Below are 22541 nucleotides of genomic sequence, written 5' to 3'. Positions count from 1 at the left end.
ATCACCTTCTGCTCGAGCCCGACCATCAGCGTGCCCAGGTACAGGCCCTTCGCCATCCACTGCTTGAAGTTGCGTGCACGGTACAGCTCCGTATGCAGCCACGACTGCTTGAAGGCGTCCGGATACGCGTTGAGCTCGTCGCTCTGGCGGCCGGCCTGCAGCGCGTCGAACGCGGCGTCCGCCGCCAGCATGCCCGTCTTGATCGCCGCATGGCTGCCCTTGATCCGCGATGCGTTCAGGAAGCCCGCGTCGTCGCCGATCAGCGCGCCGCCCGGGAACACCGTCTTCGGCAGCGACAGCAGGCCGCCGGCCGTGATCGCCCGCGCGCCGTACGACACGCGCTTGCCGCCTTCCAGGAACGCGCGGATCGACGGGTGCGTCTTGTAGCGCTGGAATTCCTCGAACGGCGACAGATACGGGTTCGTGTAGCCCAGGCCCACCACGAAGCCGACCACGACCTGGTTGTTGTCCATGTGATACAGGAACGAGCCGCCGTAGGTGTCCGACTTCAGCGGCCAGCCGGCCGTGTGGATCACGAGGCCCGGCTTGTGCTTCGCGGGATCGATTTCCCACAGTTCCTTGATGCCGATTCCGTACGCCTGCGGATCGGCGTTCGCGTCGAGCTTGAACTTCGAGATCAGCTGCCGGCCGAGGTGGCCGCGGCAGCCTTCGGCGAACAGCGTGTACTTCGCGTGCAGCTCCATGCCGAGCTGGAAGTTCTCGGTCGGCTCGCCGTCCTTGCCCACGCCCATGTTGCCGGTCGCGACACCTTTCACGGAGCCGTCGTCGTTGTACAGGATCTCCGCAGCCGGGAAGCCCGGGAAGATCTCGACGCCCAGCGCTTCCGCCTGCTGGCCGAGCCAGCGCGTGACGTTGCCCAGCGAGATCACGTAGTTGCCGTGGTTCTGGAAGTTGGCCGGCAGCGCCCAGTTCGGCGTCGTGATCGCGCTCTTTTCCGACAGGAACAGGAAGCGGTCCTCCGTCACCTCGACGGTGAGCGGCGCGCCCTGTTCCTTCCAGTCGGGGAACAGTTCGGTGATCGCGCGCGGGTCCATCACCGCGCCCGACAGGATGTGCGCGCCGATCTCGGAGCCCTTCTCGAGCACGCACACGCCGATCTCGGTGCCTTTCTCGGCGGCCAGCTGCTTGAGCCGGATCGCCGCCGACAGCCCGGCGGGGCCGCCGCCGACGATCACGACGTCGTATTCCATCGATTCGCGCGGGCCGTATTGCGCGAGCAAGTCCTGTGTGGTCAAAATCCTGTCTCCTCCTGCGCCCCGACCGTTACGGTCAGAACTGGTCTTCCGTCAACGCGAGCACGCTCTCGCTACCCTTCGCGCCGACGATCGACGCTTCGAGCCCGCCTGCCTGCACGAGAACGTGTTCCGCGTAGCATTGTGCGATCGCGATCTTCGCATCGAAGAACGCCGTGTCGCTCGCGCGGTTCGCGTGCGCCGCCAGCAGTGCGCGCGCCATCTGCCATCCGCACAGCACCACGCCGGCCAGCTTCAGGTACGGCACGCTGCCCGCGAACACCGCGTTCGGATCCTGCTTCACGTTCGCGACCACGTAGTCGACCACCGTCGACAGCGAGCGCGCGCCTTTCTCGAGCTGCGCCCTCATCGACGCGGCCGCAGCGCCGTCCACCTTGCCGAGCGCCGCGACGGTCTCGCCGATCTCCGCGATCAGCGCCTTCGCCACCGCGCCGCCGTCGCGCATCGTCTTGCGGCCGACCAGGTCGTTCGCCTGGATCGCGGTCGTGCCTTCGTAGATCGCGAGGATTCGCGCGTCGCGGTAGTACTGCGCGGCGCCGGTTTCCTCGATGAAGCCCATCCCGCCATGCACCTGCACGCCCAGGCTCGCCACGTCGTTCACCATCTCCGTGCTCCAGCCCTTCACGACCGGCACCAGATATTCGTAGATTGCCTGATGACGCGTGCGCGTCGCCTCGTCCGAATGGCGGTGGGCAATGTCGCTGTGCGCGGCTGCCACATAGGCCAGCGCCCGCGCGCCTTCGGTCAGCGCGCGCATCGTGCCGAGCATGCGGCGCACGTCCGGGTGATGGATGATCGTCACCGACTGCTTCGCCGACCCGTCGACCGGGCGGCTCTGCACACGCTCCTTCGCGAATGCCGCGGCCTTCTGGTACGCACGGTCGGCCACGCCGATCCCCTGCATCCCGACGCCGAAGCGCGCCGCGTTCATCATGATGAACATGTATTCGAGGCCGCGATTCTCCTCGCCGACCAGATAGCCGACCGCACCGCCGTGGTCGCCGTATTGCAGCACCGCGGTCGGGCTCGCCTTGATCCCGAGCTTGTGCTCGATCGACACGCAGTGCACGTCGTTGCGAGCGCCGAGCGAACCGTCTTCGTTGACCAGGAACTTCGGCACGATGAACAGCGAAATGCCCTTCACGCCTTCCGGCGCGTTCGGCGTGCGCGCCAGCACCAGGTGGACGATGTTGTCCGCCATGTCGTGCTCGCCCCACGTGATGAAGATCTTCGTGCCGAACACCTTGTACGTGCCGTCGCCCTGCGGCTCGGCGCGCGAGCGCACCAGCGCCAGGTCGGAGCCGGCCTGCGGCTCGGTCAGGTTCATCGTGCCGGTCCATTCGCCCGAGATCAGCTTCGGCACGTAGCGTTGCTTCTGTTCGTCGGTGCCGGCCGTCAGCAGCGCCTCGATCGCGCCGTCGGTGAGCAGCGGACACAGCGCGAACGACAGGTTCGACGCATTCAGCATCTCGATGCACGGCGTCGCGATCAGCTTCGGCAGCCCCTGGCCGTCATATTCGGCCGGGTGCTGCAAACCTTGCCAGCCGCCTTCGACGAACTGGCGGAACGCGGCGCCGAAGCCGGGCGTCGCCGTCACGACGCCGTCCTTCCAGCTGCTCGGGTTGCGGTCGCCCTCGACATTCAGCGGCGCCAGCACTTCACCGCAGAATTTCGCGGATTCGTCGAGCACGGCCTGCGCGGTGTCGTAGCCGGCTTCCTCGAAGCCCGGCAACTGCGCGACGGTGTCGATGCCCGCGAGTTCCTTCAGCACGAACAGCATGTCCTTGACAGGGGCGTTATAGCTCATGGTCGATGTTCCAAATCAGGCGGTGAATGAGGCGCGCGGCCCGGGCGGCTGCGGCAAAACCGGCCAGCGCCAGGCGACGTCGTGGCCCATCGTAATGCCGTGCCGGCGGTTTTCCATTGTCATATCCGGCCCACATGGTGACAAAACCGGCCACGCGATGCGCGCGGCGATGGCGGAAACGGGCGCCCGGGTGGCGGGTTCGGATGCCGATTGCGGCACAAACGACGCGCAATCCGCGTGCCGGCCGGATGGGTTGGCTGGCGACTCGAATCGCCGGCGAAGCCGAAGACCGGGCGTTGATGATGGAAAGTCGCCGAAGGCGCCTCGGGATGGACGGAAGTCGCGGCGGGCACATGGCGGCCGGTGCCAAATCGGCCGCCCTTTTTCGCTGTCCGGGCCGGCAGGTTTCTGCGTAGACTTTCGTGTCATCAGGCCAAGCGAGCGCGGGAGCAGAAACCAGGATGAGTGTACGCCCGAAAGACATCGCGGATTTCGTCCGGGTCGCCGGCGATCTGTTCGAGTCGGACAAGCTTCCACCCGCCGCGCGCGCATTCGCGCCGCAAGTATTCGCACGGCTGCGGACCCCGTCGGACGACGGAACGCGGCTCCCGGTGCGATACCCCGCATGCGAATGGCTCGACCCGGCGCTCGAGTCGGTCGCGGGCGTCAGCCCGACGTTCGCCACCGTCGCACGGCTGATCAAGTCGCTTGAACCCGCGATCGGATGGTCGCGTCGCACGTCCGGCAAGGACGGCAGCCCGAACTACATCGACGGGCACGTGAACGGGATGATCTGCGGGCCCGGCGGCGCGGAAAGCCGTGACGACATCCAGCTCGGCTTCTCGTTGATGATGCCCGACGTCAGATATCCGGATCATGGTCACGCACCGGAGGAAGCGTACGTGCTCATGACGGCCGGCGAATTCCGGCAGCGAAACGGCGCGTGGTTCGATCCCGGGATCGGCGGCGGCATCCACAATGCGCCTGGCGCACTGCACGCGATGCGCTCCGGCCACGCGCCGTTCCTCGCGATCTGGTGCCTGCTGAATTGATCCGACGATCGACGCGTGATACCAACGAATTCGCCTGCGACAAGCAGCCGGCCATTGACCAGCCGGTCGGTCGGAATCGCCAATGGGGAGCCGGCCATGGGAAACCGCGCAGGAAGCCGGTTATGGGAAGCTCACGCAGTCCCGTCGCGCGGCTGCGCCGCACCGTGGAAGCGGTGATCCGATCGCATCGTCAACATCCATTCGGCCGACGCGATATCGCCCGCGCGTGGATAAAACGCAACAGAACACCGGAAAACGCGTTCGACGCATTTGTGTCCCCGATAGCCTCATCGTTATGCGGCATACTCTATCCGCATTCAGCGAACGGTCGTTCTATTTTTGACGCAGACCGTCACGCACTCCACTAAACACGCACATGATTCTGGTACCTTGACGCACCGGCCCGAGCGCTTCGCGATGGCCATCACCGATCTATCACCCATCTTTCATACTATGACATTACAGATTGGGATTCCTCTGGAGACAGCCACTCAGGAGCGGCGCGTTGCGTCCGTCCCCGAAGTGGTCGAGAAACTGATCAAGCTGGGTTTTACGGTGGCCGTCCAAAGCGGCGCCGGGGCCGGCGCGAACTTTGACGACGACGCATATCGCGCGGCCGGTGCGAGCATCGCCGCCACCGCCGCCGAGCTCTGGTCCGGCAGCGATATCGTGTTCAAGGTCCGCCCGCCGAGCGCCGACGAAGTCGCGCTGATGCGCGAGGGCGGCACGCTGATCGGCTTCGTGTGGCCCGCGCAGAACCCCGAGTTGATGCAGCAGCTGGCCGCGAAGCGCGCCACGGTGCTGGCGATCGATTCGCTGCCGCGCACGCTGTCGCGCGCGCAGAAGATGGACGCGCTCACGTCGATGGCCAGCATCAGCGGCTATCGCGCCGTGATCGAGGCCGCGCATGCGTTCGGCCGCTTCCTGAACGGCCAGGTCACGGCAGCCGGCAAGATCCCGCCGGCCAAAGTGTTCATCGCCGGCGCCGGCGTGGCCGGGCTGGCCGCGATCGGCACCGCCGCGAGTCTCGGCGCGATCGTGCGCGCGAACGACACGCGCGCCGAGGTGGCCGATCAGGTCAAGTCGCTGGGCGGCGAGTTCGTCAAGGTCGACTACGAAGAGGAAGGCTCGGGCGGCGGCGGCTACGCGAAGGTGATGAGCGAGGGCTTCCAGCAGGCGCAGCGCGCGATGTACGCGCAACAGGCGAAGGATGCCGACATCATCATCACCACCGCGCTGATCCCCGGCAAGCCGGCGCCGAAGCTAATCACCGCCGAGATGGTGCAGTCGATGAAGCCCGGCAGCGTGATCGTCGACATGGCCGCCGAGCAGGGCGGCAACTGCGAGCTCACCGTGCCCGGCGAGGCGGTCGTGCGCCATGGCGTGACGATCGTTGGCTACACCGATCTCGCGTCGCGCCTGTCGCGGCAGTCGTCGACGCTGTATGCGACGAACCTGCTGCGCGTGATCGAGGAGCTGTGCAAGGCCAAGGACGGCACGATCAACGTCGACTTCGACGACGACGCGATCCGAGGCCTCACCGTGATCAAGGAAGGCAACGTCACCTGGCCGCCGCCGCCGATCAAGCAGGCGGCCGTCGCGCCCAAGCCCCCGGCAGCCGCACCCGCGGCGGCCGCCCCGGCGAAGTCGAAAGGCCACGGCCACAGCGGCGAGCCGATGTCGGCCAAGGCGCTCGCGATCGTATTCGCGATCGGCGCGCTGGCATTCCTGCTGGTCGGCCAGTTCGCGCCGGCCAGCTTCCTGTCGCACTTCACGGTATTCGTGCTCGCGTGCTTCGTCGGCTACATGGTGATCTGGAACGTCACGCCGTCGCTGCACACGCCGCTGATGAGCGTGACCAACGCGATCTCGTCGATCATCGCGATCGGCGCGCTCGTGCAGGTCGCGCCGCCGCTGGACGAACTGGCCAACGCGGGCGACCGCCCGTCCGGGCTGATCCTCGGCCTGGCGGTGGGCGCGCTCACGCTCACGGCCGTCAACATGTTCGGCGGCTTCGCGGTCACGCGCCGCATGCTGGCGATGTTCCGCAAATAAGGGGACGACAACAATGACTTCCAACCTGACTACCGTCTCCTATATCGGCGCCGCGATCCTGTTCATCCTGAGCCTCGGCGGCCTCGCGAACCCCGAAACCGCGCGCCGCGGCAACCTGCTCGGCATGATCGGCATGCTGATCGCCGTCCTGGCCACCGTGGCCGGGCCGCGCGTGTCGGCCGCGGGCATTCCGTACGTGATCGCCGCGCTCGTCGTCGGCGGCGCGGTCGGCCTGTACGCCGCGAAGAAAGTGCAGATGACGCAGATGCCGGAACTGGTCGCGCTGATGCACAGCCTGGTCGGCCTCGCGGCCTGCCTGGTCGGCTTCGCGAGCTACATCGACACGTCGCTGCAATTCACCGGCGCGGAGAAGGCCATTCATGAGGTCGAGATTTATGTCGGCATCCTGATCGGTGCCGTCACCTTCGCGGGCTCGATCATCGCGTTCGGCAAGCTGTCGGGCAAGATCGGCGGCAAGCCGCTGCTGCTGCCGGCGCGGCACTGGATGAACCTGGCCGCGCTGCTGATCGTGATCTACTACGGCCGCGCGTTCCTGCATGCCGAGACGATCCAGGACGGCATGCTGCCGCTCGTCGTGATGACCGTGATCTCGCTGCTGTTCGGCGTGCACATGGTGATGGCGATCGGCGGCGCGGACATGCCGGTCGTGGTGTCGATGCTCAACAGCTACTCGGGGTGGGCGGCGGCGGCCACCGGCTTCATGCTCGGCAACGACCTGCTGATCGTGATCGGCGCGCTGGTGGGCTCGTCCGGTGCGATCCTGTCGTACATCATGTGCCGCGCGATGAACCGCAACTTCATCAGCGTGATCGCGGGCGGCTTCGGCAGCGGCGCGGGCGCACCGGCGGCAGCAGGCGGCGGCGCGGCGCAGCCGGCCGGCGAGGCGGTCGCGGTGAGCGCGGCGGAGACGGCCGAGCTGCTGCGCGAAGCGAAGCGCGTGATCATCGTACCCGGCTATGGGATGGCCGTTGCGCAGGCCCAGCACACGGTGTTCGAGCTGACGAAGCTGCTGCGCGAGAAGGGCGTCGACGTGCGTTTTGCGATCCATCCGGTTGCGGGCCGCATGCCGGGGCACATGAACGTGCTGCTGGCGGAAGCGAAGGTGCCGTACGACATCGTGCTGGAGATGGACGAGATCAACGGCGACTTCCCCGAGGCCGACGTGTCGATGGTGATCGGCGCGAACGACATCGTGAACCCGGCCGCGCAGGACGATCCGTCGAGCCCGATCGCCGGCATGCCGGTGCTGGAAGTGTGGAAAGCGAAGACGTCGATCGTGATGAAGCGCAGCATGGCGTCCGGCTATGCGGGCGTCGACAATCCGCTGTTCTACAAGGACAACAACCGCATGTTGTTCGGCGACGCGAAGTCGATGCTCAATGAAATCTTCGGTGCACTGAAAGCCTGAGTACGGCCACGCGCGTGGAGCGGGCAGCAAGCCGCTCCGGCGCCGCGTGGCTTCGATACGCCGACACGCACGCCGAACCGGGCGACGAGCAGCTCCCCACCTGCCCTTTTCCCATTGCGCCGGTTTAGTCAGCGCTTGTGGACAACGGAGTCGAGCACGAAACTGGTCGTCATGTTTTGCACGCCGTCCAGCGCGCTGATCGTTGCCCAGATGTCGCTGATGCGCTCGTGTGTGGCCGCCTCGATCTGCACCAGCAAATCGACCTCGCCGCTGAGGACCGCGCAATCGCGCACCTCGGCGATCCGCTCGAGCGCGGCGAGCACGTCGGCGCCGCGCATCCGGTCCTTGCGATACACCAGCATCACGGCGCGCACCGGCACGACATCGTCGGGCACTGCGAGCCGCACCGTATAGCCGGCAATGATGTTCAGCGCTTCGAGCCGGTCGATCCGGTTCCGGACCGCCTGCCTGGACAGACCGATCCTGTCGGCCAATACCGCGAGCGGAATCCGCGCATCGACACACAACGCGTCGATTATCTTCTGGTCCAGGCCGTCGATCTTCATTGTCCGAATCCGGTGTACCCGGCGCCGCGCGCATCGACCGCGTCGCGCAATGCCGCGATGTGGCCGGGGCCGATTCCGCAACACCCGCCGACGATCCGCGCGCCCAGCGCAAGCCACTGCTCTGCCCATCTTGCATAGCCGGGCGGATCGATGTCGCCGCGCAGGCCGTCGAGTTCCTCGTTCGCGCGCGCATCGGCGCGCTGAGGCGGAAACGCGTTCGCATACGCGCCGATCACGAGCGACGTTCCCGCTCTCTCGAGCGTGCGCTGCGCCGTCTCGATCGCCGCACCCATCACTTCCGGCTGGCTGCAGTTGAACAGCAGCGCGGTCGCGCGCGCGGACACGGCGGCGTCGATCGCTTCGTCGAGCGTCTGTCCCGATCGCAGTACCGGCGTGGCGCCTGCGTCGACGTCGTCGCGCAGCGTGAACGAGACCCAGAGCGGTTTCGGATTCGCATCGAGCGCACGCCGGACCGCGCCGATCTCGTCCGTCAGGCTCTGCGTCTCGGCCAGCCACAGGTCGACATATGGATCGAGCCCATCGACGAGCGTCGCCAGGATCGCATCCGCGCGCGCTGCGTCGAACAGGTCGGGTCGGTAGGAACCGCCGGTCGGCGGAAGCGATCCTGCGACGCGCACGGGCCGCGCTGCGCGGTCTGCCGCTTGCCGCGCGAGTTGCCCGGCAAGTGCCGCGAGCGCGACACCGTCGCGACGGAACCGCTCCTCGCCGATATGGAACGGCACGACCGCATAGCTGTTCGCGGTGATCACGTCAGCACCCGCCGCGATGAATGCGTCGTGCGCAAGGCCGACGTAATGCGGCGCTTCCATCAGTGCGAGCGCCGACCATTCCGGCTGTCTGAACGGCGCGCCCATCCGTGCCAGTTCGCGGCCCATGCCGCCGTCGAGTACCGTGATGTCATGCATAGTCCGTGCTCCGTCGTTGCAATTCACGCATCTCGTGCGCGAATCGATTCAAAGGCCGGCGCGACGCGCGTGGGGCTTCGATCGAGCGTGCGCGCGGGTCCGTGTCAGATCTGCTCCAATGCCTGCGCGATATCGCTTTTCAGGTCGTCGATGTGCTCGATGCCAACCGAATAGCGGATGAAATTGAGCGGGATGTCGGCAGCGCGCATCTGCTCCGCCGACATCGTGCCCGCCCACATGGACGCCGTATGGATCGCGAGCGAATCGACGCCGCCGAGATTGCCTGCATTCAGCGGCAAGCGCAGCGCCTCGACAAAGCGCTGCGCTTCGCCGTAGCTTCCCCGCACACCGAACGCAACCACGCCGCCGAAACCGCGCATCTGCCGGCATGCGAGCCCATGCTGCGGATGGCTGCGCAGGCCCGGATAGAACACGCGCTCGATCTTCTCGTGCGCTTCGAGGAATTCGGCGAGCGCCTGAGCGTTCGCGTTGATCCGCTCGACGCGCATCGGCAGCGTGCGCAGCCCGCGCAGCAGCAGCCACGCGTCCATCGGCGACAGCACCGCCCCGAGCGTGATGTGCGTATGCCAGATCTGCTCGGCGAGCACGCGGCTCGTGCAGATCACGCCGCCCGTCAGGTCGTGATGGCCGCCCAGATACTTGGTCGCGCTGTGCACGACGATGTCGACACCGAGCCGGTGCGGTTGCTGATTGATCGGCGACGCGAACGTGTTGTCCGCGAGCGTGAGGATGCCGCGGGCTCTTGCGATTTCGGTCACCGCGGCGATGTCGGTCACGAGCAGCAGCGGATTGACCGGCGACTCGAGCACGATCAGCCGTGTGTTCGGCCGGATCGCGCGATCGAACGCGGCCACGTCCGTCTGGTCGACGAACGTCACCTCGACGCCGAACCGGCGCAGCATGTCGTCGAGCAGCTTCGTGGTGCTCATGTAATGACGCGTCTGGCCGACCACATGATCGCCGGCCTTCACGACACTGAGGATCGCGGTCGCGATCGCGCCCATTCCGGATGCCGTGACGAGCGCGGTCTCGGTGCCCTCGAGCTCCGCCATGATCGCCTTCACGCGCTCGTGAACCGGATTGCCGTAGCGGGTGTAGTTGCGCGGATGCTGCGGCACGCTCGACATCTCCGCGAATTCCTCGCTGCCGGCTGCCTTGAATACCGCCGAATAGTGGATCGCCGGCGCGACCGACTTCTCGTCGGTCACGTCGCGGTCAGCGGCGAGCGCCAGCGTTTCAAGCTTGTATCCCATGTCGTCCTCGGATCGTTCGTTGTGTCGCGTTCATGCGGCGCCCGTCAGGCACGCACGCTGCCCAGATGGCGATTCAGCAGACCTTCGACGCGTTTGAGCGCGGTCGAAAGCACAGCCGTGATACCGACGTACACGATGCCGGCCAGCATCAACGCGTCGGTCGTATAGGTTTCGATGGAGATGCGTCGCGCGACACCGGTCAGGTCGAGCACGGTGATCGTGCTGGCAAGCGCGGTGGACTTCAGCTGCAGCACGATCTCGTTGCCGAGCGTCGGTGCGACGATGCCGATCGCGCGCGGCACGATCACGAACCAGGTGAGCATGAAGCGGCTCATCCCGAATGCGAGCGCGGCTTCCTTCTCGCCGGCGGGGACGCCGGCGATCCCGCCCCGGATGTCTTCCGCCATGTAGGCCGCGAGATTGAGCGTCAGCGCGCACAACGCACACGAGAACGATCCGCCGACCAGCAGCCACAGCGGCGACGCACGCACGATCGAGAACTGCGCGAGCCCGTAATACAGCACGAAAATCTGCACCAGCAGCGGCGTGCCGCGAAACACCGACATGAACAGGCGGCTCGGTGTCGACAACCACCGGCACGCCGACGTGCGCGCGACAGCCAGCGGCACCGCGAGCGCGAACGCAAGGGTGCATGACAGCACCAGCAGCTCGAGCGTGATCCATATGCCGCGCGCGACGTCCGGGCCGGACTGCGCGATGAGGGAAAGAAAGTCGTTCATCACATGGCCCTCTTCAGGTGCGTTTTGCGTAACCGCGGCCCGCGATGCGCTCGAGCCACGCGAACACGGGGTTGGATGCGGCGAGAAAGCCGAAATAGACGATTCCGACCGTCACGTAGAAGACGAACGGCTGCTTGGTGAACTGCGCGGCGATGTTCGCCTTGCGCAACATGTCCTCGAGCCCGACGATCGACACCAGCGACGTGTCCTTCAGCAGGTTCTGCCACATGTTGTTCAGGCTCGGCAGGCAGATGCGCCACGCCTGCGGCAGCCGCACGTACCACAGTGTCTGCAGGCGTGTCATCCCGTACGCGCGCGCGGCCTCGATCTGTCCGGCCGGCACCGCGATGAACGCGCCGCGGAACATCTCCGACGAATAGGCGCCGAACACCACGGCGAGCGCGATCACGCCGGCGGAGAACGGGCTGATGACAATGGCGCCATCGAATTGCGCGTTGAGCAGATGCGACAGCCCGAAGTAGCAGATCAACAGGATCAGGAACTCGGGAATGCCGCGCAGGAAATTGGTCAGCGCATAGGTCGCATGCCTGAGCCACCCCAGGCTCGACAGTTTTGCCGACGCACCGGCGATGCCGAGCAGCATGCCGACGCACAGCGCGGCGACCGCAAGCTCCAGCGTGACGAGCGCGCCAGCCGCGATCTGCGCCCCGTAGTTCATCAAGATGTCCATCGTCATGTCGCTCCGTGTAAGACGCGGATCGCGCAGGCCGCCGTCCGGCGCCCGCGCGGTGCCGATGCGCGGTTATTGCGGCGCGATGCTGAACGGGAAATAGCGCTTGTTGGCCGCGGCGAACGTGCCGTCCGCCTGCACCTGCGCGATGCCCTTGTCGAACAGCGCCTTCAACGGCGCGTCGCCCTTGCGTACCGCGATCGCCGTACCGTCGCCAAAGATCTCCGCATCGGCGATCGGCTTGCCGACGAAGTCGAAACCCTCCTTCCTGCCGGCCTTCGTCAACCAGTCGTACGCGACCGTGTTGTCGGCAAATACCGCATCGACGCGCCCGGCCGCGAGATCGAGCCACGCCTCGTCGAGCGTCTGATAGACCTTCACGTTGATCCCCGACTTGCTCGCCGGCAGGCGGCGGCGCAGATAGGATTCGTGCGTCGATGCCGTCTGAACGCCGATCGTCTTGCCACGCAGGGTGGCGGCGTTGTCCGTGATGCCCGAGCCCTGCTTCGCGACGAGCTGCACGGGCGCCGTCGTGAAAATGCGCGTGAAGTCCACCGACTGCTCACGCTCCGGCGTCTTCGACATTTGCGCGAGCACCGCATCGATCTGCTTCGCCTTGAGTGCAGGAATCAGCGCGTCGAAATCCATCGTCACCCACTGGCACTTGACCTTCATCGTGTCGCACATCTTCTTGCCGATGTCGATCTCCATGCCCTGCAGCTTGCCGGATGCATCCTTGTATTCGAACGGCGCGTAATCGGCGAGCGTGCCGACCCGCACGACCTGCTCGGCATGCGCGACCGAACCGAACAATGCCGCGCCCACGCACAGCGACTGAAGCAGCTTTTTCATGATTTCCCCCTCCGGTTGACGTTGAATCCGCATCAGATGATGCTGGACAGAAACTTCTGGAAACGCGGCGATTTCTGGCTCGCGAATACCTCGTCGGGACTGCCGTCTTCCTCGATTCGTCCCTGGTGAACGAACACGACGCGGTTCGCGACTTCGCGCGCAAATCCCATCTCGTGCGTGACGACGAGCATCGTGCGCCCCTCGTCCGCCAGCGAGCGCATCACCTTCAATACTTCGCCGACGAGCTCCGGATCGAGCGCCGATGTCGGCTCGTCGAACAGCATCACGTCGGGGTCGGTCGCGAGCGCTCGTGCAATCGCGACGCGCTGCTGCTGGCCGCCCGACAGCTGGTTCGGATAGTGTTCGCACTTGCCGGCGAGCCCGACCCGTTCGAGCATCGCGATCGCCTTGTCGCGGGCGTCGCGCTTCGGCACGCCGAGCACGCGCACCGGCACGAACATCACGTTCTGCAGCACGGTCATGTGCGCCCAGAGGTTGAACTGCTGGAACACCATCGCAAGCTTGCGGCGCACGCGCATCACCTGCCGCGCGTCGGCCGCGACGAGCGCGCCGTCGCGGCCTGCCCGTTTCAGCGCGAGCGTTTCGCCATTCACGCAGATCCGGCCACGGTCGGGCATTTCCAGCAAGTTGATGCACCTGAGGAACGTACTTTTTCCCGACCCGCTGCTGCCGAGGATCGACACGACCTCATGATTCTTCGCGGTCAGCGAGATGCCCTTCAGCACCTCGACACCGCCGAACGACTTGTGAATATCCTCGACCACCAGCGCGTCCGCCGCCGGTTTGCATGCAGGAATTGCTGCTGGCATCCTCGACTCCTTCTTCGATACGTTGCTCACACCGCTCCGGTTCGCGCCGCGCCGGCCCGCGAGGGGCCCGCGCTTGCGCATCAGCTCGACAGCCGCCGGTTGCGCCTGAAGCAGACCACCTTCGGCTGCGTCATTTCCGTCATCGCGAATCGAACGCCTTCGCGACCCAGCGACCCATGCTTGAATCCGCCGAACGGCATGCCGTCGAAGCGGTAATCGGACGAATCGTTGATCATCACGCCGCCCGCCTGCAGGCGCTCGGCCGCGCCGAGCGCCACCTCCAGGCGGTTGGTGAACACGCCTGCATGCAGGCAGCTCTCCGACGCGTTGGCCGCGTCGAGCGCCTGCTGCAGGTCGGTGAATTTCTCGATGGTCACGACCGGCGCGAATACCTCGTCGGTCCAGACACGCGCGTCGTGCGGCACATCCGCGAGCACCGTCGGTTCATACAGCGCCCCGCGCCGCCGATGGCCGGTCAGCACCGTCGCACCGCCCGCGACTGCTTCGTCGACCCAGCGCTCGATGCGCGTCGCCTGCTCCTCGCCGATCATCGGCCCCATGTCGGTCGCATCGTCCAGCGGATCGCCGACGACCATCCTGCCGGTCAGTTCCACGAAATACCGCACGAACGGCTCGTACGCGGCCTCGGCGACGAAGATCCGCTGCGTGCCGATGCAGTTCTGTCCCGCCGCCCAGAACGCGCCCGACACGCACGATTCGGCGGCATCCTTCAGGTCGCAGTCGGCCATGACGATCACCGGCGCATTTCCGCCCAGGTCCATCGCCATCTTCTTGAGTCCCGCATCGCGCGTGATGGCCTCGCCGGTCTGCGGGCCACCGGTAAAGGTCACCATCCGGATCCGCCGGTCGCGCACCAGAGCGGACGCGATATCCGCGCCGCCGTGCACGATCTGCAGCGCGGCGCGCGGCGCACCGGCATCCCACAGAACCTCGACGAGCGCCTGTGCGGACAGAGGTGCGAGCAACGAGGGCTTCAGGATGACCGCATTGCCGGTCGCGATCGCCGGCCCGAGCTTGTGTGCGACGAGGTTCAACGGGTCGTTGAAGGGCGTGATCGCGAGAATCACGCCCAGCGGCTCCAGCGTGTAGTAGCCGCTGCGATCCTCCGAGCCGGGATACCCGTCGAACGGGATCGTCTCGCCGTTGAGTCGTTTCGCTTCCTCGCCCGACAGGCGCAGCGTGTTCACGCAGCGCGCGACTTCCTTGCGGGCCTGCCGCAGCGGCTTGCCCGCTTCGAGCGCGATCGTGCGTGCGAATGTCTCCGCTTGTGCCTCGACGCTCGCGGCTGCGCGAAACAGGATGTCGGCCCGCTGGCTGCGCGGCATGGTTGCGGCCGCGCGCGCGCCGTCGAGCGCGCGCTCGACGAGGACCGGCGCCGCATCGGCTCGCGACAGACGAACCTGGCCGACGATCGAGCCGTCATACGGCGACCGAACATCGGCTACGCCGGCTGCCGTGCAGTCGCTCATCACCGCATCGCGCGCGCTCATGCCGTCACCTCGTGCGAGGCTGCGCCAATCCTGTCCGCCAGTTCGATCAGGTCGGAGAGGATCGCGAACGCCGTTTCCTCGCGGCCTGCACCCGGCCCGCTGATCGTCACGCCGCCGAGCACGTCGGTGTCGAACGTGATCGCATTCGTCACGCCGCTCGCGGCAAGCAGCGGATGGCCGGCCGGCAGCTTGCGCGGTTCGACGCTCGCGGTAACGGTGCCGTCCGGATGGCGGATGGCGGATCCGATCAACCGCCAGGACGTGCGCTCCGCCGCCGCTGCGCGCACGTCGTGCTCCGTCAGTTCCACGATGCCGCGGCACGTCACGTCGCCACGCTTGAGGCCGGCATTCCACAATGCGTTCGCCAGAATGACGACCTTCAGCTGTACGTCCGAACCGTTGACGTCAGCCGCCGGGTTCGCCTCCGCATAGCCGCGCTGCTGCGCATCCCGGATCGCCGCATCGAAGCTCGCGCCGGCCTCGACCTCACCGAGCACGTAATTCGACGTGCCGTTCAGGATGCCGGCGAAGCCGTGGATGTCGCAGCCGCGCAGCGAGGTCGCTAGTTGCCGCAGCACCGGCGTGCCGCTCATCACCGTGCCCTCGTACATCACACAAGCACCCGATTGCGCGGCGATCCGCGCCAGTGCCGGCTGCGCGAGCGCGATCGGCCCCTTGTTGGTCGTGATTACGTGCTTGCCGCATTCGAGCGCGGTACGGCAATGCGACAGCGCGGGCTCACCGGTGTTCGGATCGGTGAAGGTCGCCTCGATGACGACATCCACGTGTTCCGACGCGATGGCCTTCAGCACCGCGCCGAGGCTGACGTCCGGCGACACCAGCGTGCCGGGATCGCGACGCAGCGCTTCGGCATCGACACCCCGCCGAGCGGTTTCGTCGAGGACGTCCAGCGCGATACCGCGAGGATTCGTCGCGATCCCGAGCCGCAGGTCGGCGACCGTCGTCACCAATACGTCGAGTCCCGCCGCACCCAGCATCGCACGCTTCTTTTTGAGCAAATCGACGAGTCCCTGATTGACTCCGCCGAAACCGACCAGTGCCAGTTTGAGTTCCATCTTGATCTTCTCCTGTTCATTGACGACACGACACAGGTTAGTTATGCGAATCGATTTTCAAATTAGGCGTTTCGCCCGATTCAAGTCATCATCCGTTGCGGTTTGTAATGCGGGACGGACGGATCGCCCGTCCCGCGCGAAACGAGTACGTCAGGTGGCCGACGGTTCGTCGTCGCCGTCCTTGTCGACCGGCACGAACAGCCCGACCTTGACCGCGCTCAGCACGACATTCGTGTTGATCCGGCGGATCATCGGATTGCTCTGCATGATCCGCGCGGACAGCCGGTCGTACGCCTCGACGTCGTGCGCGGTGATGATCGCGATCAGGTCGACGGAGCCGGTCACGTAGTAGATCTGCTGGATTTCGTCATGCGCCTTCGACCACTCGCGGAACCGGGCGACCGTCTCGTAGTTTTCGCGTTCGATCTCGATCGCCGCGATGAACGTCATCGGCCTGCCGACCGCCGCGCGATCGACCACCGCGATTTCCGCCGAAATGATCTTTTCGGTGCGCATGCGCTTCAGCCGCTTTTGCACGGCCGACGTGGACAGGCCGATTCGTTCGGCAATGGCATCCGCAGTCGCGGTGCAATCGCGCTGGACGATATTCAGGATCTTGCGGTCGAAGGAGTCGAGTGCGTCGGTCATGGCGTGGCCTGCCGGAAACGGGTGCTTGCGTCAAAGATAGAAAGGGCGCGCCGATCTGAGCCCGACCAGATGCCGGACACGGTCGAACGCGGTAACGAGCGTTTCGCGCCACTGCGCCGCTGGCCCGCAGATACGTACTGGTGCGAAATGGATCGTATCCACACCCGCGGGAATTCGGAACGGACGCTCGATGCCATCGTCCGATTCGGTCACGAGTGCAGTGCCGTCGACTTCGGTCAGGCTCATCATCAGATGGGCGGATGCAGTCGCACCGAGCAGGTCGCGCAGAGGCGACGCGTTCGCGGACAACTGTTCGAGCAGCGGCAACTCGTACGCGCCGGGCCACCAGGTGTCGTGCTCGTCGAGCCACGGGCCGACGGCCGGCATGCCGACCATCTCGAGAACCCGGTCCGCCCCGAGATGCGCATAGGCGCGACACCGGCCGGCCCCGTCGGTCGAAGCACGCGCCAGCCAGCCGCCGGCGCTCGGGACAGGGTCCGTCAAAACGACGTTCGCAGGCTTCAGTCGGCCGAGCACTTCAGCCGCGCTTGCAGCGGACCGGTGCCCTTCGCGGGACTGCTGCGCGTGCTCCGGGACGATCCTGCACACCCACTTGGGACCATCCTGCAAGGCGGCGGGGACGTCGCCGGCCCGGACTTGAGCGGTTCGCCTGCGGGCGTGTTCAACGATGACGATTGGCGTGTCCGGCATACAACTCTCTCGTGCTTGCGGGGCCGCGTCGCAGCGATGCTGGCGCGCTTCATGGTTTGGCCGACTATGTTGGGGCTGGAGAAATCATATCGCCTCGATGCGACTAAAAAAATCTCAACCGCATCGAACTTCGACGCAAAACGTCGAAAAATACCGCTCGACGGACGTTTTGCATCCAGCCAGGTGCCGGCCCGTCTGGCGTCCCTCGCGAACGCCAGAGCCGCAGGTCACTGCGATGCACCGAACAGTTGAATCACGACGCCGCGCAGCCACCGGTTGCCTGCCTCATGGTGATATCGCGCATGCCAATGCTGCCGTACCGCAAACCCGTCGACCGGGATCGGACACGCATGAACCGCCAGATCACTCGCCTGAGCCAGTGTCTGGCCGATATGACGGGGTAGCGTCGTGATCAGGTCGGTCGTCTGGACGATCGCACCCAGACCCAGAAAACCCGGCAACTCCAGCACCACGTCTCGCTCGATGCGCGCCTGCCGCAGCGCCTGTTCGAGGAGTTGCGCCCCGGTTCCCGCGGTGATGGCGACATGTCCTTCGGAACGATACTGCTTGGCCCCGAGGCGGCCGCGAATCCTCGGATGATGCCGGTTGGCCAGACATACCCAGTCCTGGTCGTACAGCTTCTGCTGATAAATGCCGCCACCCAGCCACGGCACATACCCGATCGCGAGATCGGCTTCGCCGGATTCGAGCACGCGTTCCGTATTGCCGTCGATCCGTGCGACTTCCAGCCGGACGCCGGGCGCCTGCGCCCGGACATGGGCCAGCAGCCTTGGAAGCAGCGTGATGTGGCTCGCGTCGGTCATGCAGATACGAAAGCGTCGCTGGGCCGTCGCTGGATCGAATGCGATCTCCCATGCGGTGAAGCGCCGAAGCGATTCGAGAATTTCCCGGCATGGCCCGATCAGCGCGTCGGCTTGCGGTGTCGGCGCCATGCCGCCGGGTGTCCGGATGAAGAGCGGATCGTGCAGGTGTTCCCTCAAGTGCCCCAGCCAGATGCTGACCGTCGGCTGGCTCTGGCCCAGTTGCTCGGCGACGCGCGTGACGCTGCGCACGTCGTACAGGAGATCGAAAAGCTGAAGCAGCTTCAGGTCGGGCAGGTCGGCGGGCATCGTGGCGTTATTGTCCGTGGCAATGATGTCATTGTATCCATTGCATTGTCGGCATGAGCGGCGACTCCTATCGTGATGCCATACGTCAAGGAGAAGCCATTGAAAATAGCAATTCTGGGCGCTGGCGCGCTGGGCTGCGCGATCGGCGCCACCCTTACCCAAGGCGGCCACGAGACCTGGCTGATCGACCGCTCGCCTGCACACGTCGATGCGATGCGCCGTGACGGCCTGCGCGTCGACGACGCGGGCGGCACCCGCCACGTACGCGTCCACGCGACGACTCAGGCTGCCGATGTCGGCGTGGCCGACCTGGTGGTGGTGCTGGTCAAGTCGTTCCAAACCGACGCGGCCATCCGCGGCGCCCAATCGCTGGTGGGTCCGGATACCGCCGTGCTGTCGCTGCAGAACGGCCTCGGACACGAGGACATCCTGATCGACGTCGTCGGCCGCGAGCGCGTCCTCGCGGGCAAGACCTACGTCGGCGGCGTGCTGCGCGGCGCGGGCCATATCGAATCCGGCGTGATCGGCAAGTACACCTATATCGGCGAACTCGACGGCCGCATCACACCGCGCGTGCAGGCAATCGCCGCCGCGTTCGATGCCGCCGGCCTCGCCACGACGATCAGCGACAACATCGTCGGCACCATGTGGGACAAGCTGCTGGTGAATGTCGCGACGGGTGCGCTGACCGGCCTTACCGGCCTCACCTACGGGCAGCTTTACGATGAGCCGCTGCTGAAGGCGACGTCGCTCGCGGCCGTGGCCGAGGCGATCTCGGCGGCGCAGGCGGCCGGCGTCAAGCTGTCGATGACCGATCCGGAACAGGCCTGGACGCTCGCCGCCGAGGGGCTCCCCGCGACCTTCAAGACGTCGATGCTGCAAAGCCTCGAGAAGGGCTCGATCACCGAAATCGACTTCATCAACGGTTCGGTCGTGCGCTGGGGGCAGCGCTACGGCGTGCCGACCCCGGTCAATGCAACGCTCGTCGCCTGCATCAAGGGGCTGGAACGCGCGATGGCCGATCGCCAACGGCAGGAGGCCGCCGCATGAATGCCACGAAAGCCTATCTCGAACACGTTGCGATCTGGGTGAAGGACATCCGCTGGCACATCCGCTTCTTCGAGGAAGTGCTCGGCATGACCCTGCGCGAAGTGGACGGCACGCTCGACGCGCCGCGGCAGTACTGGACGCTCGGCGGCCTGCAGTTCATCCACGCGCCGGAACACGATGGCCCGGAAGGCCGGCTCGCGCATCTCGGCGTGATGTGCGAAGACCTGGAAGCCGCGCTGGCCGCGGCACAACGGTTCGGCGTGTCGGAAATGCCGCAAGGGCGGAACTGGCTTCGCCTGCCCGACGGGCTCGCCGTCGAACTGATTCAGGCCAGGCCGGCTTCCTGCGTGGCGCAGGCACTGGCGATCAACCCGCGCGCGGAGGCATGACCATGACGATCGTCGAGAAATACTGGGACGACGCCCGCGAGGGTGACACCTGCACGAGCCCGAGCTACATCGTGACCAAGGAGCGCATTCTCGCGTACGCCGACCTCACCGGCGACCATACGCCCGTCCACGTGGACGAGGAATACGCCAACGCGAGCCATTTCGGGTGCCTCGTCGCGCACGGGCTGTTCGGCTTGTCCATCGCCGACGGCCTGAAGACGCAGAGCGACTATCGCTTTCTGCCGGGCATGTCGCTCGGCTGGAGCTGGGATTTCCTGCTGCCGATCAAGGTCGGCGACGTGCTGCACGTGAAGTTCCGCGTCGGCTCGATGCGGGCCAGCAAGAGCCGCCCGGATTGGGGCATCGTCGTGCTGCCGTCGGAGCTGATCAATCAGGACGATCAGGTCGTTCAACGCGGCGAGCATCGCCTGATGGTGCCGCGCCGCCCGGAGGCACTGTAATGCAGGCTCGCCCACTCGAAGGTATTCGCGTCGTCGACTACAGCCACTTCCTTGCCGGTCCGTATGTCGGGCGCTGTCTCGCGGCGCTCGGCGCCGAAGTCATCAAGGTCGAGCGCCCCGGATCGGGCGACGCCGGACGCCAGCACGCGACCGTGCTCGACGACCAGCAAAGCGGCTACTTCCTGCAGCTCAACATGGGCAAGCGCGGCGTGAGCGTCAACATGAAGGACGCGCGCGGCAAGGCGTTCATGCAGCGGCTGTGCGACTCCGCCGACGTGTTCATCGAGAACTATCGGCCGGGCGCACTGGACAAGCTCGGGCTCGGCTATGCCGAATTGTCGGCGCGCAATCCGGGCCTCGTCTACTGTTCGATTTCGGCGTACGGGCACACCGGTCCGGACGCGCATCGCGCAGGCTTCGGGCTGATCGCGGAAGCCAGGAGCGGAATCATGCAGATGGTGGGCACGCCGGGCGAGCGGCCGCCGCTGCTGCGCATCTCGCTCGGCGACATGTACACCGGCATTCATGCGGTCGCGGCGATCAACGCCGCGCTGCTGGGGCGCGTGAAGAGCGGCCGCGGGCAACACATCGACATGGCGCTGTACGACACGCTGGTATCGATGCACGAATATGCGGTGCAGTGCTACACGCTGCACGGCGTGCTGCCCGAGCAGACCGGGCACGACATGCCGACCTCGACACTCTATGGCGTGTTCCGTGCCGCGGACGGCGATCTCGTGATCGCCGCACAAGTCGACGACGCGTGGAAACGCTTCGCCGGGCTGATCGCGACGCACGGCGGCCCGTCGGACTTCGGCGCCGACACACGGTTTCACGACAGCACCGGGCGCAACGCGCACCGCACGGAGATTCTGTCGGTGGTCGAGCCGTGGGTGGCCGCGCGTTCCGTCGCGTCGGTGCTCGAACTGCTCGACGGCATCGACGTTCCGTGCGCGAAGGTGCAGCGCATCGACGAGGTATTGAACGATCCGCAGATCCAGGCGAGAGGCATGGTCGTCGAGCAACAGCATCCGCGCTACGGGACGCTGCGCCTGCCCAACCTGCCGTTCCGGTTTTCCGATTGCGATACGACGATTCGCGACGTCGCGCCCGATCTCGGACAACACAACGCGGAAGTCGCGCGCTCCCTCGGATTCGATTCGGCCGAAATCGACGCAATGCAGGCCGACGGCGTCCTCTATTCAAAAGCGAGCCAATGATGACCGACCCATACGCGGTGATCGGCAATCCGATCGGGCACACGAAATCCCCACTGATACACGGCCTCTTCGCGCAGCAGACGCGTCAGGACATCAGCTATACGCCCATCGAGGGGCCCGTCGAGCCGGCAGGCGCTTTCGCAGCCGCGGTTCGTGCCTTTTTCGAAGGCGGCGGCAAGGGCATCAACGTCACTGCGCCGTTCAAGCTCGACGCGTTCGCGATGTCGGACGAACGCAGCGAGCGGGCGCAGCTCGCGGGCGCGGCCAACGCGCTCAAGTTCGACGGCGGCCGCATCCTGGCCGACAACTTCGACGGCATCGGCCTGGTTCGCGATATCGAGGCGAACCTCAATCTGCCGATGGCCGGCAAGCGTGTCCTGATGCTCGGTGCGGGCGGCGCGGCACGCGGCGCGCTTTTGCCGTTCCTCGAAGCCGGACCGGCTGAACTGGTCATCGCGAATCGCGACGTCGACAAGGCGCGCGCCCTGGTCGCGCAGGTTGCCGGACGCGGTCCGCTCGTTGCCGGCGGCTACGCGGACCTCGCACGGATGGGGCGTTTCGACCTGGTCGTCAATGCGACGTCGGCGAGCCTGACCGGCGACCTGCCGCCGGTCCCGCCGAGCGTGTTCAGTCCGACCGGCACCGCCTACGAACTTGCATACGGCAAGCGTCTGACGCCGTTTCTGCGGCTCGCGAAAAACGCAGGCGTGCACGGAATTGCGGATGGTGTCGGCATGCTGGTCGAGCAGGCGGCCGAAGCGTTCGCATGGTGGCGCGGCGTACGCCCCGAGACCAGCTCGGTGATCGATCGGCTGGCCGTGCCCTTTGATTGAACACGCGATGGAGATT

At 66.1% G+C, this 22541-nt stretch carries 22 protein-coding genes; 8 read left to right on the top strand and 14 right to left on the bottom strand.

Going from position 1 to position 22541, the window contains the following annotated elements; translation table 11 throughout:
- Positions 1-1211, bottom strand: a 1211-nt coding sequence (locus BTE28158_RS22465) for an NAD(P)/FAD-dependent oxidoreductase (RefSeq protein ID WP_437340729.1), incomplete at its 3' end; no start/stop codon positions are given.
- A gap of 79 nt (positions 1212-1290) precedes the next feature.
- Positions 1291-3081: an acyl-CoA dehydrogenase gene (locus tag BTE28158_RS22460; RefSeq protein ID WP_124902595.1), complete on the bottom strand. Its 1791-nt coding sequence runs from the start codon at positions 3079-3081 to the stop codon at positions 1291-1293.
- Between the two features lie 461 nt (positions 3082-3542).
- Between BTE28158_RS22460 and BTE28158_RS22455 the strand changes: the two genes are divergently transcribed.
- From BTE28158_RS22455 to pntB, 3 genes are all read left to right on the top strand, one after another.
- Positions 3543-4133 carry a dimethylsulfonioproprionate lyase family protein gene (locus tag BTE28158_RS22455; RefSeq protein WP_151052260.1) on the top strand — a complete coding sequence of 197 codons (591 nt, stop codon included), beginning with the start codon at positions 3543-3545 and terminating at the stop codon, positions 4131-4133.
- 453 nt (positions 4134-4586) lie between these two features.
- On the top strand, positions 4587-6188 hold the full coding sequence (locus BTE28158_RS22450; RefSeq protein WP_151052262.1) for a Re/Si-specific NAD(P)(+) transhydrogenase subunit alpha: 1602 nt from the start codon (positions 4587-4589) through the stop codon (positions 6186-6188).
- Positions 6189-6201: 13 nt separating this feature from the next.
- Complete coding sequence (gene pntB / locus BTE28158_RS22445) at positions 6202-7617, top strand: Re/Si-specific NAD(P)(+) transhydrogenase subunit beta (protein ID WP_124627120.1); 1416 nt, start codon at positions 6202-6204, stop codon at positions 7615-7617.
- A 128-nt stretch (positions 7618-7745) separates the two neighbouring features.
- Here the strand turns inward: pntB and BTE28158_RS22440 are convergent, their stop codons facing one another.
- The 12 genes from BTE28158_RS22440 to BTE28158_RS22385 form a co-directional block, all read right to left on the bottom strand.
- Positions 7746-8183 (bottom strand): Lrp/AsnC family transcriptional regulator, encoded by a 438-nt coding sequence (locus BTE28158_RS22440; RefSeq protein WP_151047508.1) that lies wholly within the window; start codon positions 8181-8183, stop codon positions 7746-7748.
- Entirely contained in the window at positions 8180-9109 is a 930-nt protein-coding gene (locus tag BTE28158_RS22435; RefSeq protein ID WP_151047506.1) for a homocysteine S-methyltransferase family protein, read from the bottom strand. The genes BTE28158_RS22440 and BTE28158_RS22435 overlap by 4 nt, the downstream gene beginning before the upstream one ends.
- 104 nt (positions 9110-9213) lie before the next feature.
- Entirely contained in the window at positions 9214-10383 is a 1170-nt protein-coding gene (locus BTE28158_RS22430) for a trans-sulfuration enzyme family protein (protein WP_138849334.1), read from the bottom strand.
- Between the two features lie 44 nt (positions 10384-10427).
- Complete coding sequence (locus BTE28158_RS22425) at positions 10428-11123, bottom strand: ABC transporter permease (RefSeq protein ID WP_151047504.1); 696 nt, start codon at positions 11121-11123, stop codon at positions 10428-10430.
- 13 nt (positions 11124-11136) lie between these two features.
- Positions 11137-11820, bottom strand: a complete 684-nt coding sequence (locus BTE28158_RS22420) for an ABC transporter permease (RefSeq protein ID WP_229202990.1) — start codon at positions 11818-11820, stop codon at positions 11137-11139.
- A 66-nt stretch (positions 11821-11886) separates the two neighbouring features.
- Complete coding sequence (locus BTE28158_RS22415; protein ID WP_151047502.1) at positions 11887-12666, bottom strand: ABC transporter substrate-binding protein; 780 nt, start codon at positions 12664-12666, stop codon at positions 11887-11889.
- 32 nt (positions 12667-12698) lie between these two features.
- The gene (locus tag BTE28158_RS22410) at positions 12699-13496 is read right to left on the bottom strand and encodes an ABC transporter ATP-binding protein (protein ID WP_012366578.1); all 798 of its coding nucleotides are present in this window, start codon (positions 13494-13496) and stop codon (positions 12699-12701) included.
- 80 nt (positions 13497-13576) lie between these two features.
- Positions 13577-15007, bottom strand: coding sequence for an aldehyde dehydrogenase family protein (locus tag BTE28158_RS22405; RefSeq protein WP_151047500.1), 1431 nt, complete (start codon positions 15005-15007; stop codon positions 13577-13579).
- The gene (locus BTE28158_RS22400; RefSeq protein ID WP_151047498.1) at positions 15004-16083 is read right to left on the bottom strand and encodes a homoserine dehydrogenase; all 1080 of its coding nucleotides are present in this window, start codon (positions 16081-16083) and stop codon (positions 15004-15006) included. The genes BTE28158_RS22405 and BTE28158_RS22400 overlap by 4 nt, the downstream gene beginning before the upstream one ends.
- 150 nt (positions 16084-16233) lie before the next feature.
- The gene (locus tag BTE28158_RS22395) at positions 16234-16731 is read right to left on the bottom strand and encodes an Lrp/AsnC family transcriptional regulator (protein WP_012366581.1); all 498 of its coding nucleotides are present in this window, start codon (positions 16729-16731) and stop codon (positions 16234-16236) included.
- Positions 16732-16761: 30 nt separating this feature from the next.
- Positions 16762-17442 carry a hypothetical protein gene (locus BTE28158_RS22390; protein ID WP_151047496.1) on the bottom strand — a complete coding sequence of 227 codons (681 nt, stop codon included), beginning with the start codon at positions 17440-17442 and terminating at the stop codon, positions 16762-16764.
- A 227-nt stretch (positions 17443-17669) separates the two neighbouring features.
- On the bottom strand, positions 17670-18572 hold the full coding sequence (locus BTE28158_RS22385) for a LysR family transcriptional regulator (RefSeq protein WP_151047494.1): 903 nt from the start codon (positions 18570-18572) through the stop codon (positions 17670-17672).
- Between the two features lie 99 nt (positions 18573-18671).
- Between BTE28158_RS22385 and BTE28158_RS22380 the strand changes: the two genes are divergently transcribed.
- From BTE28158_RS22380 to aroE, 5 genes are read left to right on the top strand one after another with little or no spacing between them, the layout of a single operon-like run.
- On the top strand, positions 18672-19622 hold the full coding sequence (locus tag BTE28158_RS22380) for a ketopantoate reductase family protein (RefSeq protein WP_151047492.1): 951 nt from the start codon (positions 18672-18674) through the stop codon (positions 19620-19622).
- Positions 19619-20011, top strand: coding sequence for a VOC family protein (locus tag BTE28158_RS22375; protein WP_059683932.1), 393 nt, complete (start codon positions 19619-19621; stop codon positions 20009-20011). Before BTE28158_RS22380 ends, BTE28158_RS22375 begins: the two co-directional genes overlap by 4 nt.
- A 2-nt stretch (positions 20012-20013) precedes the next feature.
- Positions 20014-20472: a MaoC family dehydratase gene (locus tag BTE28158_RS22370; protein WP_124902581.1), complete on the top strand. Its 459-nt coding sequence runs from the start codon at positions 20014-20016 to the stop codon at positions 20470-20472.
- Entirely contained in the window at positions 20472-21692 is a 1221-nt protein-coding gene (locus BTE28158_RS22365; RefSeq protein ID WP_151047490.1) for a CaiB/BaiF CoA transferase family protein, read from the top strand. Before BTE28158_RS22370 ends, BTE28158_RS22365 begins: the two co-directional genes overlap by 1 nt.
- Positions 21692-22525, top strand: a complete 834-nt coding sequence (gene aroE / locus BTE28158_RS22360) for a shikimate dehydrogenase (RefSeq protein ID WP_151047516.1) — start codon at positions 21692-21694, stop codon at positions 22523-22525. The genes BTE28158_RS22365 and aroE overlap by 1 nt, the downstream gene beginning before the upstream one ends.
- Positions 22526-22541 lie beyond the last annotated feature (16 nt).

This window comes from Burkholderia diffusa (assembly GCF_902499115.1).
GTDB lineage: Bacteria > Pseudomonadota > Gammaproteobacteria > Burkholderiales > Burkholderiaceae > Burkholderia > Burkholderia diffusa.
Note: the sequence above shows the minus strand (reverse complement) of the source record. Positions and strands in the feature narration are given on the sequence as shown.